This is a genomic window from Arthrobacter sp. KKT183, assembly GCF_055657625.1.
On sequence record NZ_CM145770.1, the window covers coordinates 2,338,932 to 2,356,448 of the forward strand.

General features: G+C 61.6%; 13 protein-coding genes. 3 read left to right on the top strand and 10 right to left on the bottom strand.

All coding sequences use genetic code 11. The features are described from left to right. Positions 1–35: 35 nt before the first annotated feature. Positions 36–839 (bottom strand): hypothetical protein, encoded by an 804-nt coding sequence (locus ACZ2GY_RS11130; RefSeq protein ID WP_471671892.1) that lies wholly within the window; start codon positions 837–839, stop codon positions 36–38. Positions 840–1,135: 296 nt separating this feature from the next. Continuing rightward, a complete protein-coding gene (locus ACZ2GY_RS11135) occupies positions 1,136–1,870 on the bottom strand; it encodes a glycosyltransferase (RefSeq protein ID WP_471671893.1) in 735 nt (244 codons plus the stop codon). A gap of 670 nt (positions 1,871–2,540) precedes the next feature. On the opposite strand from ACZ2GY_RS11135, the gene wecB reads away from it, so the two are divergent. Further along, positions 2,541–3,608 (top strand): non-hydrolyzing UDP-N-acetylglucosamine 2-epimerase, encoded by a 1,068-nt coding sequence (gene wecB, locus ACZ2GY_RS11140; protein ID WP_471671895.1) that lies wholly within the window; start codon positions 2,541–2,543, stop codon positions 3,606–3,608. 28 nt (positions 3,609–3,636) lie between these two features. On the opposite strand, the gene ACZ2GY_RS11145 is transcribed toward wecB, so the two are convergent. The 6 genes from ACZ2GY_RS11145 to ACZ2GY_RS11170 all read right to left on the bottom strand — a co-directional run bounded on the left by ACZ2GY_RS11145 (position 3,637) and on the right by ACZ2GY_RS11170 (position 10,857). Continuing rightward, positions 3,637–4,770, bottom strand: a complete 1,134-nt coding sequence (locus ACZ2GY_RS11145; RefSeq protein ID WP_471671896.1) for a glycosyltransferase family 4 protein — start codon at positions 4,768–4,770, stop codon at positions 3,637–3,639. Beyond that, the gene (locus ACZ2GY_RS11150) at positions 4,767–5,759 is read right to left on the bottom strand and encodes a Gfo/Idh/MocA family oxidoreductase (RefSeq protein ID WP_471671897.1); all 993 of its coding nucleotides are present in this window, start codon (positions 5,757–5,759) and stop codon (positions 4,767–4,769) included. The genes ACZ2GY_RS11145 and ACZ2GY_RS11150 overlap by 4 nt, the downstream gene beginning before the upstream one ends. Continuing rightward, the gene (locus ACZ2GY_RS11155) at positions 5,759–6,850 is read right to left on the bottom strand and encodes a DegT/DnrJ/EryC1/StrS family aminotransferase (RefSeq protein ID WP_471671898.1); all 1,092 of its coding nucleotides are present in this window, start codon (positions 6,848–6,850) and stop codon (positions 5,759–5,761) included. Before ACZ2GY_RS11155 ends, ACZ2GY_RS11150 begins: the two co-directional genes overlap by 1 nt. Beyond that, positions 6,847–7,443 carry an acyltransferase gene (locus ACZ2GY_RS11160; protein ID WP_277358361.1) on the bottom strand — a complete coding sequence of 199 codons (597 nt, stop codon included), beginning with the start codon at positions 7,441–7,443 and terminating at the stop codon, positions 6,847–6,849. Before ACZ2GY_RS11160 ends, ACZ2GY_RS11155 begins: the two co-directional genes overlap by 4 nt. Before the next feature lie 21 nt (positions 7,444–7,464). Then, positions 7,465–8,754, bottom strand: a complete 1,290-nt coding sequence (locus ACZ2GY_RS11165; protein WP_277358360.1) for a nucleotide sugar dehydrogenase — start codon at positions 8,752–8,754, stop codon at positions 7,465–7,467. Positions 8,755–8,820: 66 nt separating this feature from the next. Then, positions 8,821–10,857 (bottom strand): acyltransferase family protein, encoded by a 2,037-nt coding sequence (locus tag ACZ2GY_RS11170; protein ID WP_471671899.1) that lies wholly within the window; start codon positions 10,855–10,857, stop codon positions 8,821–8,823. A 198-nt stretch (positions 10,858–11,055) separates the two neighbouring features. Here ACZ2GY_RS11170 and ACZ2GY_RS11175 point away from each other — a divergent pair, with 198 nt between their 5' ends. After that, a complete protein-coding gene (locus ACZ2GY_RS11175) occupies positions 11,056–14,964 on the top strand; it encodes an FtsK/SpoIIIE domain-containing protein (RefSeq protein WP_471671900.1) in 3,909 nt (1,302 codons plus the stop codon). A gap of 9 nt (positions 14,965–14,973) precedes the next feature. On the opposite strand, the gene ACZ2GY_RS11180 is transcribed toward ACZ2GY_RS11175, so the two are convergent. Further along, positions 14,974–15,351: a hypothetical protein gene (locus ACZ2GY_RS11180; protein ID WP_277358357.1), complete on the bottom strand. Its 378-nt coding sequence runs from the start codon at positions 15,349–15,351 to the stop codon at positions 14,974–14,976. A 291-nt stretch (positions 15,352–15,642) separates the two neighbouring features. Between ACZ2GY_RS11180 and ACZ2GY_RS11185 the strand changes: the two genes are divergently transcribed. Continuing rightward, on the top strand, positions 15,643–15,891 hold the full coding sequence (locus ACZ2GY_RS11185; protein WP_056549944.1) for a WhiB family transcriptional regulator: 249 nt from the start codon (positions 15,643–15,645) through the stop codon (positions 15,889–15,891). A 109-nt stretch (positions 15,892–16,000) separates the two neighbouring features. Here the strand turns inward: ACZ2GY_RS11185 and ACZ2GY_RS11190 are convergent, their stop codons facing one another. Further along, entirely contained in the window at positions 16,001–17,509 is a 1,509-nt protein-coding gene (locus tag ACZ2GY_RS11190; RefSeq protein ID WP_471671901.1) for a sensor histidine kinase, read from the bottom strand. Positions 17,510–17,517: the final 8 nt, after the last annotated feature.

The window sequence follows — 17,517 nt, forward strand, 5'->3', positions numbered from 1 at the left end:
CGGGTAAACATTTGCGAGAACAGGGCAGTTCTGCATTACCGCAACAGCGCAGCAGCCGGCATAATACGCAGCGGAGACTCCGGGCTCAGGGCCGCCATCAGCGAACCCGGCACCAGTGTATCCAGCCGTCCGAACTTACGCCGGCTCTCCGCATGCCGACGCAGTTCTTCTGAGGCAACCGTCGGATCTTCGATGGCGTGCAGAAGCCGCTGGTCAGCGAGGCTGAGCGGCTTCAGCGCATCTGGCGCATGCGTAAGCAGTTCCTTGAGCACAGCCGAGGCCTCAGCTCTGTCATCTGCGGACCATCCTCCGGAGTCGAACCGGTTCTGTACCAAGCTGAACAAGTGCACACGCACCAATTTCACGATGATCGCGCGTTTCTCGACACCTCTTCGCCGGCGAAACCAGTCACCCCTGACCAGCGCAATTAGAAAGCCAAGCTCCTCCGCCACTGGGCGACGAGCGAAGGTCACCCGGTCGTCTGCATCTGACCCAACCACATAATGGCCGGCACCACGGGCATAATCTATCCGCCCAGCCCCAAACCAGAGCTTGGACGAGAATTCCTGATCATCACCGGTGGGAAAACCCGGCGTGAACCGGAGGGAGAGGCGCTTCAGTTCACTCGTTCGAATCAGGCCCAGGGGCGCCGTTCGGTAGGACAGGCGGTCCTTGACTGGATGCAGTTTGCGGGAGCGTCCCACCCGAAGAACGGGGGTTCTGATTTTCCGGCCGTCAGCGTGGCGCTCCGGTGCTATGACAGCGTCGGACGAATGTTTCTCGGCAACTGCAAGCCACCCGGCGATCGCTCCGGCCTCTACGGTATCGTCGCTCCCCATGACGCCGGCATAAGCCGCGGTCGCTTGAGCAAGCCCGTAATTTAGTGGCCCTGCCGGACTGGCGATGTTGTCGTTGAGCTCAGACAATCTCACAAGACCGCGATAATCAGTCGGTATCTGATTGGAAATCAGATTTCTTGGAATGTTGTGGCACACAATCGTAATTCTTAGCCCGCCGGGACCCACCTTCAGGCCACCGTCGATAAGTGAACGAACAGCCCTCCCAATAGGACGCTTCTCGTTATGGACAGCGACTACCATGTCGACGAGAGGATCCTGCCCCTCCGAGCCCGGTGTCACGCGTGATCCTCACGGCGACCATCGACCCCAGCTCGGGTGAGGGCTGTGGCGTAGGCGTCAGTGAACAACTCACCGACAACCCGCGAGTTGAATCGCTCCCGGATTGGTCTGGCTACCCCGCTCGGTGTGCCCTCCTCCAAAAGAGACGCTGCGGAAATTATTGCCCTGCCCAGATTTTCAGAGGTGGGGTCTTGCACCAACACGCTGTTTGTTTCATTGCAGTAGTCGTCGTATCCGCCGGCAGCAGCCGCAGCCACTACAGGACGCCCCGCCGACAGTGCCTCCGCAGCTGCGGTGAAAAAATTTTCCTGTTTCGAAGGAAGAAAGAACACGTCTGCCGCTTCGATACACGGGAAAACATCGACCGGCAACACTGGGCCTCGCAAATGTACTCTTTCAGCTAGTCCTGCGTTCACGATGGATTTCCGCACGTGGCTCTCCAGAGGACCGCCGCCGAACCAATCCAGACTGACATCGTGGCCGTGCTCGGTGAGCCACCGAACGGTGTCGACCGCAAGCAGTGGACGCTTCCGAGCAACGAGCCCTCCGATAGCGACGAGTTTGAGGGTTTCTCCACGTGGCCAAGGACGGATGTCGCGATCATTCTCCACGACGCACGGCACCACCACCGACGAACCAGGGCGGGCAAATTCCTGCAGCCGTTCGGCCAGTTGCGTCGTCACGCCGGTAACGACGTGCGGAAACCGCAGGAGGCAACGGATCCAGGCCATCAGTTGCCAAACTCTTCCGACGCTCGCCGGATTACTTACTCCGTTCCAGTGCTCGGTATGAACCCACGGTAGCCGTGCAGTCAGCCACACCGGCACTGACATGAGAATAGAGGAGAAGGCCATTGTGTGAAGAACGTCAGCCTCTTTGATCTCTCGACGAATGCACTCGAAGACATTGATGAAGGTCCAAGGACGCCTCAGGTCCAGTGATACGCGCAAGACGTTCACGCCGTCGAGCATCTCATTTTCCAGTGGAGCCCCGGAGCGGAGTCGGACGTGGACCACCCGAATCGTATGCGCGTTCCGAATTGCCTTGACATGCTCGTGATTGAACGGGGCTTCCGTTGGCGCCTGCGTAGAGGGGTACCAAGTACAAATTGCAATTACTTTCACAGCATTCCTCCTCCTTCAGGCTGCCCGTTACCGACAGTAGATCGTCGTCATCCGGACCTGTGCGTGACAGAAGACTTCAAGATCTTCCAACGTGATCGGGAGGTCATCTAAATCCTATCGGACGTCCCGCCAGACTCGGTGTTTGCAGTCTGCAGCCGACGTCATTGCCACATGCTCAAACTCGCCGACACAACAGGAACAATATTACGTACAGTAGTGACCCGGTCCTATCGAAGAGTCGCGCGCGCAAGTTGCCTGCGTCGATTAGCCTTATTGAATGCGAATTCTCAGCGTTGTAGGCGCGCGCCCTCAGTTTGTAAAGCTGGCTCCCATCGCGACCGCACTGCAGGGCAAGGCTGAACACCTCATTGCCCACACCGGACAGCACTATGACGAGTTGATGTCCGATGTCTTCTTCCAGGATCTGGGCATCCCCGCCCCGGACTTCAACCTGGCTGTCGGGTCCGGGCCGCACGGGCGGCAGACCGGCGCGATGCTGGCAGGGCTGGAAGAGGTGCTTGAGCAGGCACGGCCGGACTGGGTCCTCGTGTACGGCGACACAAACTCAACCCTCGCTGCGGCGGTAGCCGCTGTGAAGATGCATATCCCGGTGGCCCACCTCGAGGCCGGTCTGCGGTCATTCAACCGTCGGATGCCGGAAGAACACAACCGCGTGCTGACCGACCACGCCGCGGACCTCCTGCTCGCCCCGACCGAAGTGGCAATGGCCCATCTCGCCACGGAAGGGCTGGCGGACCGCAGCGTCCTGGTCGGCGACGTCATGACCGACGTGCTCTACCTCACCCGGGATGCAGTCAACGCAAAACAGGAACCGCTTCCCGCTGGACTGGTTACGGGCGGATATTATGTGAGCACCATCCACCGTCCGGATAACACGGACGACGCCCGCCGCCTCGCCGCAATCGTCAGCCAGCTCTCGGAGCTGGATAAGCCGGTGCTTCTCCTGGCCCACCCGCGCCTGCGCACCCTGGCCGGCGAGCACGGTATCTCCCTGGACCAGGGTTCCCTTCGGTCAATTGCCCCGCTTGCCTATCCGCAGCTCATCAACGCCGTCCAGAACTCGGCCGGTGTCGTGACTGACTCGGGCGGGCTCCAGAAGGAGGCCTTCCTCCTGAGGGTGCCCTGCACAACCGTGCGGCCGGAGACCGAATGGGTTGAAACAGTCGAACTGGGATGGAACACGCTGGTTTCCGCTGACCTGAGCCAACTGGGAGCTGCGGTCAGTCGCCCCGCGCCGGCCGCCACGGATGCCACCCCCTACGGCTCCGGAGAAGCAGCCCACCAGGTAGTTGCTGCCCTGCTTAACGGGTCAGCCTCTTCCTGATCCGCAGTCCGACGGACTGCCCGTGCCCCTATTTGGCCCGGGCTGCTAGGACCGCCTGGGCGGCGCGTTCCCCCGCCGTCCGGAGGGAAGCGTTCTCCTGGACCCAGCTAAGGCGCGCCTGTTTCCCGTCGTCGTGTCCTTCAAGTAGCCGACGCATGCCGTTCGCGACAGCGAGCGGGTCGTAGGAAACACTCTCGCCCAGACCATTCCCTTCCACCATGTCGGCGCAGTCGCCGACGCCGGAATAGATGACGGGTATGCCGCATGCAGCTGCCGCGTAGATCTTCGTGGGCTTGGCGAAGTCGTAGCCTTTCCCGGGGACAATGCTCACCAGCGCGCCCGCTGCCCCACGGATCCAGGCGGCCGTCTCGGCCGGGGATTTCACACCGCCGAAAGTGACACGGCCGGGGGCTGTACGCTCGGCCAACTCTCGCAGGGCAGCCTCAGACGCGCCCTGACCCAGGAAATACAGTCGGACATCAGGTTGGTCTTCAAGCAGAGTGAGCGCCCTGATGAAGATTTCAGCGCCCTGCCATTCCGACATTGTTCCCGTGTAGACGAAATACGGATGTCCAGGCTGCTCTTTCGGCCCTTCCATGGCGAAGGTTTCGGTGTCGATGCCGTTTCCCACAATGCTCACGCGCTCGGCGGGAACGCGGAACTGCGCCAGCTGCTCAGCCACCCCGTCGGAGATCGCCAGAACTTGTTCGGCATTCCTCAGGACCACGCCCTCGATCAGCCGCATCACGGAAACCACCGGTGAGGAGGCACCCATCGCGATCACTGCGTCGGTCCAGACATCAGCCGCGTAGTAGACGTACGGACGCCTCCTCAGCCAGGAAGAAACGGCGACCATCAACCCGGTAGTGGGTGGCGGTTCGGAGACCACCACATCTGCACGGCTGAAAACGAGCCTGAAAAACAGCGGAACGTCGAAGCTCAAATACTGGATGTACCCCCGAACATTTCCCCCGCGGTCCCGCAGCACCGGCCAGCGGGAGACCCCTTGGTCCGTGGAGTGGCCCGTCGGTGGGAGCGTGGTGAGCACCCTCGTCGATGCGCCGTCACGCTCAAGTGCGGCAACGAGGGCCTTCAGTCGAAAAGCCGCAGCACCGACTTCCGGCGGGTAAAGCCTGGTGGCTAGGATGACCCGCGCATTCACGCGGTGACGTCCACCATTTGCCCGGTGCGCGATGACTCAATCATCGCTTCAGCGACCCGCAGAGTGTTGAGGCCCTCCCGCATGGTAACGACATCGTTGCGCTTTCCTAGGACGGCGTCGCGAAACGCCTCATGCTCTGCCTTCAACGGCTCGCGCTTCGTGAGGGCTAGGCGGGTGATGTTGCCTTCACTCACCCCACGGAAGTTCGATACGGCTTCCCACTCGGTGTCGATTGTTCCGTTTTCGTAGAAGGTCAGGTCGGCCGTCAAAGTATCAGCAACGAAAGCGCCCTTCTCCCCTGTCACCACCGTTAGCCGCTCTTTCATCGGCGAAAGCCAGTTCACCAGATGAGATGTGATGACGCCGTTCGCGAGCTGGCAGGACGCGCTCACCATGTCCTCATGCGGGCGCCCCGAGCGCGTACTCGTGCGCGCGGAGACCGACTTGTAGGGCGACTGCGCCAACCAGGCGGTCAAATCGATGTCATGTGTCCCGAGATCCTTCACTACGCCCACGTCTGCGATCCGGGAGGGGAAAGGACCCTGACGCCGGGTAGCCACCTGGTACACATCTCCAAGATCGCCATTCTCGATGCGGGATCGCAGGGACTGAAGTGCCGGGTTGAACCGCTCGATGTGCCCGACCGCGCCCACTAGGCCAGCTTCCTCGAAAGCCTCGGCCAGCTTCACGCCGCCCTCAATGGTGGAAGCGATCGGCTTCTCCACCATGGTGTGCACACCTGCTGCCGCGAGCGCCAGGCCGACCTCCTCGTGCAGGCCGGTGGGCACCGCGCACACCGCCATGTCGATCCCCTGAGCGATCAGCTCATCAACGGAACCACACAACGGCAAGTCCCCAGCGACCCCGTGCGGATCACCATACGCATCGGCAACCGCCATCAGTTGAACGCCGTCGAGTTCGCGCGCGACGCGAGCGTGATGACGGCCCATCATTCCCAACCCGATGATGCCTACGCGAAGATCCGCCATTATGCGCCTGCTCCGGCGAGCTTGTTCACGGCCGTCACAATCCGGTCCAAATCCTCTTCATCGAGTGAAGGGTGCACTGGAAGCGAGAGCACCTCGCGTGCCGCGATCTCCGTGTTGGGCAGGTCCTCGGTCCGGTCGAAGGACGGTAGCCGGTGATTCGGAATCGGGTAGTAGACACCGCTGCCGATGTTGTACTCATCCTTCAGTGCAGCGGCGAATCCGTCCCGGTCTCCCGAGATACGAATGGTGTACTGGTGGTACACGTGCTCAGCGCCTTCGGCCACCGCGGGTGTTCCGACCCCTTCGAGGTTCTCGTTCAGGAACTGCGCGTTCGACCGACGCTGTGCGGTCCACCCGAGAACCTTGGTCAGCTGAACACGCCCGATCGCAGCGTGGAGATTGGTCATGCGCGCATTGAATCCGACCAGTTCGTTCTCGTATTGGCGCTCCATGCCCTGGTTCCGCAGCAGGCGGAGGTTCCGCTCGACCGTGGCGTCACCGGTGGACACCATGCCGCCCTCGCCTGAGGTCATGTTCTTCGTGGGATACAACGAAAACATCGCGAAATCGCCGAAGGTGCCGACCTTTCGGCCGTCCAGCGCAGCCCCATGAGCCTGCGCAGCATCTTCGAACAATTTGATGCCACGGGCGTCAGCAAGTTCCCGGAAGGCGACGACATTCGCCGGGTGCCCATACAGGTGCACCGGCATAATCCCCTTCGTCTTATCGGAGATCAGTGACTCCACATGCGCGATATCCAGGCAGTAGTGGTCGAGCTCAATGTCCGCAAACACAGGCGTCGCGCCGGTCAGCGCCACCGAATTCGCGGTTGCAGCAAACGTAAAGGAGGGAACGATGACCTCATCACCCGGTCCGACACCTGCGGCGAGCAGACCGAGATGCAGCCCGGACGTACCCGAGTTCACGGCAACAGAGGCCCTACCGTCGAGGAGAACGTCCGAGAACTCCTTCTCGAACTCGGCAACTTCGGCGCCCTGCGCCAACATGCCCGAGACGAGCACGGCATCAACAGCAGCACGCTCCTCATCTCCTACGATCGGCTTCGCTGCCGGAATGAATCCTGTGCTCATTTCTGATCCTCTACTGGTGCCAGTGTGCCGTGTGCTTCGCTGTACTTCTCGCCGGTCTCGGGGCAGACCCACAACCCGTCCTGTTCCTTGAGCGGGTGACCGGCCTTACCTACCCAGCCGAGACGGCGCGCGGGTACTCCTGCCATCAGCCCGTAAGCGGGAACGTCTTTAGTGACGACGGCGCCGGCAGCCACTGTCGCCCACGCCCCGATAGTCACCGGAGCAACACACACCGCACGCGCCCCAATCGAGGCACCATCCTCGATCGTGACGCCGACCGGCGTCCAGTCGTGCGCGCTCTTCAGCGTCCCATCCGGTGAGATGGAGCGTGGGTAAGTGTCATTCGTGAGAACCACCGCGGGACCGATGAAGACGCCTCTCCCGAGCGACGCCGGCTCATACACCAGCGCATAGTTCTGGACTTTGCTGTTCTCCCCCATCGAGACGCCGGTACCGATGTACGCCCCGCGTCCGACAATGCAGTTGGCCCCCAGTTTTGCGTTTTCCCGGACCTGCGCGAGGTGCCACACTTTGGTGCCCTCACCCAGTTCCGCCTGATCCGAAACGTCGGCACTGTCAGCGATGTATGTCATACGACTACCTTTCGTTGCGTCTCAGGCCTTGCCGATGACCCGGTAAGTTACCCCGGTCCACTTATCCGCGCTGCTCACGCGGCGGCCGTCGATGAAGGTCTTTACACCGGGCAGATCCGACGGCGTCAGGTTCGCGTACTCCGCGTGGTTCGCCTGCACGACCGCGGCGTCCACCGGCTCGCCGACATGGTACGCATCAAAATCAAGGGAGGAGAGCTCCTCATCGGTATACATCGGATCGTGAACCAGCACCTTCGCGCCGCGCTCCTTCAGCGCCTCCACCGTCGCGAAAACGCCTGAGAAGGCGGTCTCCTTCACTTCACCGCGGTAGGCAGCGCCCAGCACGACGACGGTCGCACCGCCCAGATCCCCATGGGCGCCTTCCAGCAGCCCGACGGTGTACTCCGGCATGCCTGCATTGGCTTCGCGGGCGGCCCGTACAACCGTCGCCGACGGATCATTCCACAGATACAGACGCGGATAGACAGGAATGCAGTGGCCACCGACAGCGATGCCCGGCTGATGGATGTGGCTGTAGGGCTGTGAGTTGGATGCCTCGATGACCTGATAGATGTCTATTCCGGCGGTCGCGGCGAAGCGGGCGAACTGATTCGCCAGGCCGATATTCACGTCGCGATACGTCGTTTCAGCGAGTTTGGCCAGCTCAGACGCTTCGGCTGATCCGAGGTCCCAGACGCCGTTGCCGCGAACAAGGTCGGGACGGTCATCGAAATCGAGGACTGCCTCGTAGAACTCAACGGCTTTTTTGGCGCCGTCGTCGGAGAGCCCACCGACCAGCTTGGGATATTTGCGGAGATCTTCGAAGACACGTCCGGTCAGTACACGCTCCGGTGAGAACACCAGATGGAAGTCCTTGCCTTCGACAAGACCGGAGCCCTCCTCCAGCATCGGCTTCCATCGGGTGCGGGTGGTGCCCACCGGGAGGGTTGTCTCATAGGAGACGAGTGTGCCCGGTGTGAGGTGCTTGGCCAGCTCGGCCGTGGCCCCATCCATCCAGCCGAAGTCAGGGTTGGCATCGGCATCAACAAACAAGGGCACCACCAGAACGACGGCATCAGCGCCAGGAACGGCATGCCCGTAGTCCGTTGTGGCCCTGAGCTTGCCCGCTGGCACCAGCTCGGACAGCTTCTCCTGCAGGTGCGCTTCACCCGGGAACGGCTCAACCGCGTTATTGATCGACTCTACAACCTGCGCATTGACGTCCACGCCCACGACCTCGTGGCCCTTCGACGCGAACTGGACTGCCAGCGGCAGACCGATCTTCCCAAGGGCAATGACAGCAATTTTCACGGCGAAGTAGACCTTTTCTGTATAGCTTGTGCGCGACCCAGCGATTCAGGAACCAAGACTATCGGATCAGTCGCGGATATCTTCCCAGCCGCTCGCCTGGCGGAACATGTCACTGAACACGGGATACATGGATTCCACGTAAGTCTCGGTGAGATGGTTGTCGTCGATATAAACGTGCATGTTGCCAACAATCGGATCACACGAGAACTCCGAACAAATCAGGTCCGTGGCATCGAGCAGGACGGTTTCAGGCGCTATGTTCAGTATCGCGTCGAACGGCGCCCGAGTGGTCAACGTCTCGCTTCGGGCTTGGCCGCATTCAGCGATGCCCCCGCTCTCCTCCAGACACGACATCATATTGAAGGAGTATCGAGGGTTATCGCGGATGCCGATCACCTCAATGCCCTGTCCCTGTAACTGACGTGACGCAGCAGGAAACCCCGGGACTACGGTGTCCTCTGCCGTATCGGGGTGAGCATCCGTGACAACGGTGAAAATTGCGTCCGGCGCCAGATTCTCAATGTAGCTGAGCGCGGCCCGGTTGAAGTCCTGGCATCCAGCTTCCTGTGATGGAAGTGGGACACCGAAGTCGCATCCGCCGTACAGCAGTGCAACGAGCGTCCAGTTGTTCTCAGCCGCGAGCGGGCGCATCACACCGAGCCACTGTTCAGCATGTGAATCACCGACCACCACCACAGTTCGATCACTGACAGATGGATCGATCCCGTTGTCGCTGCAGTGCCCGTTCAGCACCTCCTCAGCCGGCGCAAGTGCCGCGTCGCTGCATCGAGCCGCCAGCGAGGCCCATTCGCCATTGATAGTGGCGGCTGAGGGGACAATCGGCGCTTCATAGCTGGAGCGCGGTTCAACTATTCCTGCCAGCACCCTGGCACCCGGGTTGTCCGAGACCGTCTGAGCATTCGCGCGGTCGGTTTGAACCTTCAGCCCGAACTGCCAGCCTGAAAGAGGGACAGCAACAGTCAGACAGCAGACTGTGACGGCGATCGCCGCGACTCGACGGGTCACGGGCAGCCGGTGCCGTACGGGGTTCTCAATGAAGCGAGTCGTCAGATATGCGAGCACGAGTGACAGGGCGATGATTGCCGCTCCCGACAGCGGACCTGCCTCTGATCGATCCCGGAAGGTTAGATAGATGACCAGGATGGGCCAGTGCCACAGGTAGAGCGCATAGGAGATATCTCCAAGTCGAACGAGCGGTTTCCAGCTCAGCATGGCGTCAACACCAAAGCGACTACCTGAGTTTCCGGCGACCATGATCGTGCCGGCGGCGAGGAGCGGCCATAGGGCTACGAACCCCGGAAATTCCCTTTCGACATCAAGAAGGAAACCGCCGCTCAATACTGCTGCCAGAGCGACCCAACCGGCGATTATCCGCGCCACACGGGGAATGGAAACATACGGCAGAATCAGCGCAAGCAGTGTCCCCAGAGCGAACTCCCAGAGCCTCGCTCGAGTGTCGAAATACGCATACGACTGGTTCGTGTAGGTCTGGGCCACCGAATAGGCCAGTGACGCACAAAAAATCGCCCCGAAGATGATGCCCGCAACGGGCCGGAAACGCAGGTGCGCCACTCTCGCCAACACGGCACTCACCGCAAAGAGCAACGGCCAAAGGAGAAACACCTGTCCCTGGACAGACAGGGACCAGAAATGTTGCAGCGGGCTGGCCAGGCCCTCATCGGCCGCGTAATAATCTACGGACCTCTCGGCTAGCAGCCAGTTCTGCACATAGAAAAGCGATGCCCAGGTCTGATCAAAGATTTCCTGCCATCGGGACTCGGGAACGAAGAGATACGTAGCCGCCAGAGTTGCGAGGAGCACAAATACAACGGCTGGCAGCAGCCGCTTGAAGAGCTGCAACCAGTATTGAGCCAAACCAAATGCGCTACCCTGCTCGGCCTTGCGAATGAAAGTCAGAGTAAGCAGGAACGACGAAATCAGCAGGAAGACGTCCACACCGCCGGACACCCGATCGAACCAGATGTGGTAAACGACGACCATGAGAACGGCGAGCGCGCGCAACCCTTGAATTTCAGGTCTGTAGGACGACTTCGCAGGACTGACGGGTGCGGTAGAGCTCATACCGGCTACCGCCACACTTGTCACCAAAGTTTCTCCAGTTATCGCTCGCCGTTCGCCTCTCTCGCAGAAGGCCCGACGAAATACTTTACTTCGTCTCGTCCATCTCGCCGGCACACGGGCGCTGGTGCACCGAGAACCTTATCCACAGATCTGAATTGACCCACCAAACAAGGCTATTGGAGCCCCTAGGCTCACATTATGGATCTGCACGTCACGCTCGCCGCAGGTCCCGGCGTGCAGCTGCCAGGAGGCGAACCCACAGAAGAATTGGTCATCACGAAGGCACACCTCGCGAGCGGCAGCCAGCTCCACGAACAGCTCTCCGAACGGACCGGTGCCAAAAACCTCCTCATCGAAGGGAGGCCACTCGCCGAGCTGCAGCCGGGCGTACCACCCTTCACCTCCGGAGCGGTGATCGTCGCTGCTACGGGCGCTCACCCGAGCATGCCGCCGTCCTCTCCCGGAAGTCTGCTCTTTCTGGTGCGGTCCGGGCCCGACGCCGGCAAGGCCATACCGCTCTCGCGCGGCATCTACACGATCGGTCGAAGCGCTGCAGACATCACCATCCACGACCCCGGCCTCTCCCGCCTCCACGCAGTGCTCACGGTCACCAATGACGCCCTGACCCTCCGAGACCGCCAGTCGTCGAACGGCGTCTGGGTAGACGGCACCAGAGCCGAACGAATCCCGATCACCACTGACTCCGACATCCGCCTCGGAGCCAGTCGCTGCGCCGTCGTGCTCGCACATACCGCGGATGCCCCGCTACTTGCCGAGGACCTCACCGAGCCCTGCGGAGTCAGCGCTCCCCCGCCGCCGGAGAGCAGCCGGCTCCTGATCATCACTGCCTTCCTACCCCTCGTGCTCGGGATCGTGCTCGCCGTAACCACCGGTATGTGGTTCTTCCTGGCGTTCAGCGCGCTCTCCGCCGCCACCGGAATGGTTCCGCTCATCACCGGACGAAAGAAACGCCGCGCGTTCGCCAATGCAGTCACCGCCGCAGTGTCCAAAGACAGTGCACGACGACGACGCGCAGCACTGGACGCGGGCGCCCTCACCCTCGCCGCCCTCCGTCCGCAAACGACCCCTTCCGGCGCTCCATCAACGTTGAGCACCGGCCGACGCTATCTGAGACTGGGCATGGCCGACCAGCCTGCCAATGTTCAACCCAAACCCGAGCCGGCGGATTGGCATCCGCCCGTGATTCCCGACGCACCGGTGTTGGTCCCATTCGTTGAACCGGGCGGCGGCGAACCGCTCACTGTAGACGTCCGTGGTCCGCAACACATCCTTCCCAATGTCGCCGGCCTCCTGATCCTGCAGCTTTCCGCCCTGTCCGAAGCTGGAGAGATTTTGTGTTTTGCTGCCCACGCAGGCTTCCCGTCTGCAGCCCGGTTCTTGCCACGGGTCACCCTCGTCACAGATCGCGCACGATACGAACATCTCGCTGCCACCGGCAGGTACTCGACCGTCCTGCTCTTCGACACCGGTCCGGTTACGGAGGTGAAGGGCGTTCGTTTCTACCGCTTCTCCACCTCCAGCTGCGAAGAGGCGGCCCCCTGGGTTATCGACTACTTCCCTCCCGATCCACTACTCACAACCCCGGAAGGCACGGTCCGCTTTCAACCCGATTTCGTGCAACCAGATACGTTCGAGGTGCTGGCCCGGGCAATCGGAACTCGCGCCTCCCCACAAGCGGCGGGAAGTACCGAGGCACCAGTCCCGGAGGCCGTCGCACTCCCGGATCTGATCCCGTGCGGCAGCGAGACCATTGCAGCACGTTGGCGCGTCCCCGCGGATAACAGCCGGATGGTCACGGCTATCGGATCGTCGGCTGCGGGGCCTCTGACCTTTGATGTGGTGACCGACGGTCCGCATATGCTCATCGCGGGCACAACAGGTGCCGGCAAATCCCAGTTCCTGCGAACGCTTGTCCTCGGCCTCGCGCTGAACCACTCCCCCGAAAACCTGAACTTCCTCTTCATCGATTTCAAGGGAGGCTCCGGTCTCGGCGCGCTTGCAGCCCTGCCGCATGTCACCGGCATGCTCACCGACCTGTCTGCGGCGGCCGTCTCGCGCGCGCTCGTCTCACTCAAAGCCGAGGTCAAACGGCGGGAGGCGCTCTTCGCAGACGCCGGCGCCGCCGATTACGTTGAATACCGCGATCGCACCCCTACGCCGCTTCCCCGCCTGATCATCGTGATCGACGAATTCCGGATGCTTAGTGACGAAGTTCCCGGTTCCGTCCATGAACTGATGCGGATTGCAACCCTTGGAAGATCGCTGGGAATGCATCTCGTCCTTGCAACTCAGCGTCCGCAGGGCGCGATCACGTCCGACATCCGCGCGAATATCACTGCAAGTGTTGCCCTAAGAGTGCAATCGACGATGGAGTCCCAGGACGTGCTTGAGTCAGCAGTCGCCTCCTTCATCCCGGTGAACCTGCCCGGTCGCGGATTCCTGCGCATCGCCTCCGGACAGCCCATTGAATTCCAGACTGCGACGACGACGGCGCCCGGCACTGACTCCCTGGCACCGTGCATCATGACCTTGGCTTCTTTCCTGGCCAGTAGTTCCGACGCAGACAATTCCTTCAATAGAGAGAGAAACCAGGCAAACGAAAGACTGCACGGCACGGCGGATAGCCTTCCTGCTCTGGTCTCCTCCGCTATCAACGCAGCGCGGAACCTACCGCTACCGCCGCTGCGTGCACCCGTGCGTGCACCGCTCCCCGCTACGATCACGCATTCCATTGCGGTCCCGCCCAACATGCTCCAACTCGGTCTGCTGGACATTCCGGAGAAGCAGGAACAACGTCCGCTCGTGTGGCATCCCGCACACCACTCGCATCTTGCACTTGTGGGTTCGTCCGGCAGCGGGCTGGCCAGAGTCCTTTCACATGTGTCGGCCGAGCATCTCCGCACACAGCCAGACGGGCACCTGTACCTGCTCGACGGCGACTCAAGCCTGCGCGCGGTCAGCGACGCTCCACAGATCGGTGCTTGGGTAACGTCCACTGAAGTCAAACGGGCCACGCGCGTTCTGGAGCGGATCGCCGAACTCCTCGCCGACCGTCTCAACGGGGCTCCAGGACTTGCTGAGACCGCTCCGCACATCACCGTCTTCATTACGGGCTGGGGCCGATGGGCCACCGCTTTTCGATCCAGCCGGTTTGCTAAGGCCGAAGATGCACTGCAGGACATCGTGCGGGATGGCGAGGCCGCTGGAATCACACTCGTCATTTCGGGAGAGCGGGAACTCATTGCCAGCCGGTTCTTCTCCATGCTGACCAACCGCCTCTACCTTCCGCTCGGCGCCAGTTCCGAGACGCTACTGAGCTGGCCGAAGCTTCCTTCCCTTGACCCGATCCCGGGCCGCGCATTCGTCCAGGGCCGTATCAGTGCCGAGACTGACGCCGTGGCGCAGCTTCTTATGGATTCCGGACCCGTGTGTGACACGCAACCCGCACAGCAACCCTTCCCGGTTGCGGCACTTCCACGCACCGTGACCAGTGCTGAACTTGAACCAGGGTCGAGAGGCCCGCGGTCCATCCGGCTGCCGGTAGGTAAAGGCGGCGACAACCTAGTCACTGTGCAGCTGGAAATTCCACCACGGACCGCCGCGCTCGTCGTGGGGTCCAGCGGAACGGGTAAATCGCAAACGCTGGACGTCATCGAGCATCTGGCCCCTCCGTCAATCAACTGCCTGCGGCCCGGCACGGGGGAAGACGACGCGGCCTTCTGGAAGCGGGTCACCATCACCGGGGCCGGCGAGGACAATCTCTTACTCGTCGACGACGCCGACCTGCTGCCGCGCGATGTCCATCAACAACTGGCCGGGCTCCTGCTGAGCGGAGCGCGGGCGGTTTTTGCTTCCTCGCCCTCGCCCACTGTTTCGACCAGCCCCGCTCTGGCTGGCCTTCGGAGCAATCCGCTGGGAATTGTTCTCGGCCCCCGGTCCCCCAGTGACGGTGATGCCTTCGGACTGCGCGTGGACGTTGACGGCATGGCGCCGGCTGGACGGGGGATCCTGGTGAATTCGAACGGGTTGATGGAGCTCCAGATCGCGAAATGCGTTACGGGCAGGAAGCCACAGGGACCTGCCTGACAGCGCCCGTCACAACGTCGGTGTGCCATCACTGGTAGCGGTGGTGAAGGCCACCACCGAGCGGGTGAAGAGCTGATGCACGACTACCACCGCGGGAACCAGAAGCAAAAGACCTACCCAAAGAATTCCACCGGTCAGCGTGGGTACTGCCACAACGATCACGAAGAACTGAAACACGAGGGCCGCTGATCGTGTCCACCGGTAACCGCGGAAGAGGAAATGGGCCACGGTGAGGAGCCACCCTGCAAAGAGAAGCAACAGCACCAGCATGAATATTGCACCGCCCAGCGAGGTGGGCGTACTGGTCATGAGGCCGAAAGCGAACCACCCGGCGACGGCGAGAAGAGCGGCCGCTTCGCAGAGCAGGATTGCCGCGATGATAGTCACGCCCACCGGCCGGGCTATTCCATCGTGCTGAGGCAGAGGTACGGGTCTTGACACAGTCGCACCCTACCGGACATAGTCGATCACAGCTACGACTGCTTTGCCTGATGTCAACTGTGTGACGCATCCCTCATGGTTTGAGGCAATTACCTTCCGGCTACCCCTTGTTTGCGTCTTCGTAACGTGACAGCCTTAATGAAGGAAAATGCGGGGGCCGTAGTGGCCCCCTTTACTATGACACCCCTCGTGAATGTTTTCACAAACCTAGCGAGTCGTAAGGAGAAAGTGATCAGCATGGACTGGCGTAGCCGCGCTGCCTGCCTAGACAAAGACCCGGAACTGTTCTTCCCGGTCGGCAACACAGGGCCCGCCCTGCTTCAGATCGAAGAAGCGAAGAGCGTTTGCCGCCGTTGCCAGGTCATCGATACCTGTCTCCAATGGGCAATAGAATCCGGTCAGGACGCCGGAGTATGGGGCGGTCTCAGCGAAGATGAGCGCCGGGCGCTCAAACGCCGGGCTGCCCGCGCACGTCGCGCCTCCTGAGAAACCGGCGCTGATAATTTCGCGCTCAACAGACGAAGGAAAGGGAGGGCATCCGGCGGATGCCCTCCCTTTCCTTCAGTCTGCGGTGCCTCTGTTCGTGAGCCGACCGTCAGTTCCTCTGCGGAGTGGGCGCGGAAGCTCCCGTTTTCCGACGCGCTCCCGGGACGCCCATTTCAATGGTCACGACCGTGCCTCCTCCCTCACGGGAGGTCCATTCAATCGTTCCGCCGAGTTCGCTCATCACCAGCGTCCGAACGATCTGCAGCCCCAGCCCCTCGCTGTACCCTTCGGAGGGCAGCCCGGCGCCGTCGTCCATAATCGACACAGTGAGCATCTCGCCGTCGTCGCCCACGCTTCGGTTGGCTTTCAGCCACACCGTACCCGGTTGGTCCGCCAGCCCATGTTCGACGGCGTTCGTCACCAGCTCGTTGATGACCAGCGCGAGCGGGGTAGCGAAGTCGCTGGGTAACTCGCCGAACTTGCCTTCCCGCTCAGTACGCACCGCCTGGTTGGGCGACGCTACTTCAGCGGACAGACGGAACTGGCGCGCGATGAGCTCGTCAAAGTCCACGCTCTGGGAGAGACCCTGCGATAGCGTCTCGTGCACCAGCGCAATGGTGGCGACTCGGCGCATCGCCTGTTCGAGGCCCTGCTTTGCCTCATCGCTCACCATCCGACGCGACTGCATTCTCAGGAGCGCCGCTACCGTTTGCAGATTATTCTTCACTCGATGGTGAATCTCTCGGATGGTGGCGTCCTTCGACACCAGCTCCATTTCGCGGCGTCTGAGTTCTGACACATCGCGGCAGAGCACAAGGGCGCCGAAACGCTCCTTTTCGTCACGCAGCGGAATTGCACGCAGGGACAAGCTTACGCCCTTTGATTCGATTTCAGTCCGCCAGGGCATCTTTCCAGTCAGCACCAGGGGAAGCGTCTCGTCGACCACCCGCCGGTCCGTCAACAGGGATGTGACAATTTCGGCAAGCGGGCGGCCTTCGAGTGTTTCAACGTCACCCAGCCGGCGGAATGCCGAGACACCGTTCGGGCTGGCGTACTGCACCACGCCGTCGACATCGAGCCGGATCAGTCCATCGCCCACGCGTGGAGCACCACGCCTCGACCCCGTGGGCGTAGCAAAATCGGGCCATAGGCCAAGGGTTGCCATGCGCAGCAGATCATACGCGCACTGGCGGTAGGTCAGCTCCAATCGGGATGGCATGCGTGAACTCGACAGGTCCATGTGGGAGGTTACGACGGCGAGTGTTCTCCCGTTGCGCACCATCGGAACTGCTTCGACACGCATCGCCATTTCCGTGGTCCAGTTCGTTTCCCCGGAACGCTCGATCTTCTGGCTCTCCCAGGCTTTGTCAACCAATGGCTGAAGATCAGCACGAATCCGTTCACCGACGAAGTCGCTATGGAACACTGTGTGCGACGTTGACGGACGCACATGCGCCAAGGCAACGTAGCCGCCGTCGTGCAGGGGAAACCACAGTGCAAGGTCAGCGAACGCGAGGTCGGCAACCATCTGCCAGTCCCCCACCAACAGGTGCAGCCACTCAGCATCACCCGGCGCGAAACCCGAGTGTTCCCGGATCGGGTCGGTGAAGATTGCCACCTATGTCT

Excerpts from the sequence above, each read along its gene's own strand:
- wecB (WP_471671895.1), top strand. The coding sequence starts at position 2,541 with ATGCGAATTCTCAGCGTTGTAGGCGCGCGCCCTCAGTTTGTAAAGCTG.
- ACZ2GY_RS11185 (WP_056549944.1), top strand. The coding sequence starts at position 15,643 with ATGGACTGGCGTAGCCGCGCTGCCTGCCTAGACAAAGACCCGGAACTG.
- ACZ2GY_RS11150 (WP_471671897.1), bottom strand. The coding sequence starts at position 5,759 with ATGGCGGATCTTCGCGTAGGCATCATCGGGTTGGGAATGATGGGCCGT.
- ACZ2GY_RS11135 (WP_471671893.1), bottom strand. The coding sequence starts at position 1,870 with ATGGCCTGGATCCGTTGCCTCCTGCGGTTTCCGCACGTCGTTACCGGC.
- ACZ2GY_RS11160 (WP_277358361.1), bottom strand. The coding sequence starts at position 7,443 with ATGACATACATCGCTGACAGTGCCGACGTTTCGGATCAGGCGGAACTG.
- ACZ2GY_RS11175 (WP_471671900.1), top strand. The coding sequence starts at position 11,056 with ATGGATCTGCACGTCACGCTCGCCGCAGGTCCCGGCGTGCAGCTGCCA.
- ACZ2GY_RS11130 (WP_471671892.1), bottom strand. The coding sequence starts at position 839 with ATGGGGAGCGACGATACCGTAGAGGCCGGAGCGATCGCCGGGTGGCTT.
- ACZ2GY_RS11170 (WP_471671899.1), bottom strand. The coding sequence starts at position 10,857 with ATGAGCTCTACCGCACCCGTCAGTCCTGCGAAGTCGTCCTACAGACCT.
- ACZ2GY_RS11155 (WP_471671898.1), bottom strand. The coding sequence starts at position 6,850 with ATGAGCACAGGATTCATTCCGGCAGCGAAGCCGATCGTAGGAGATGAG.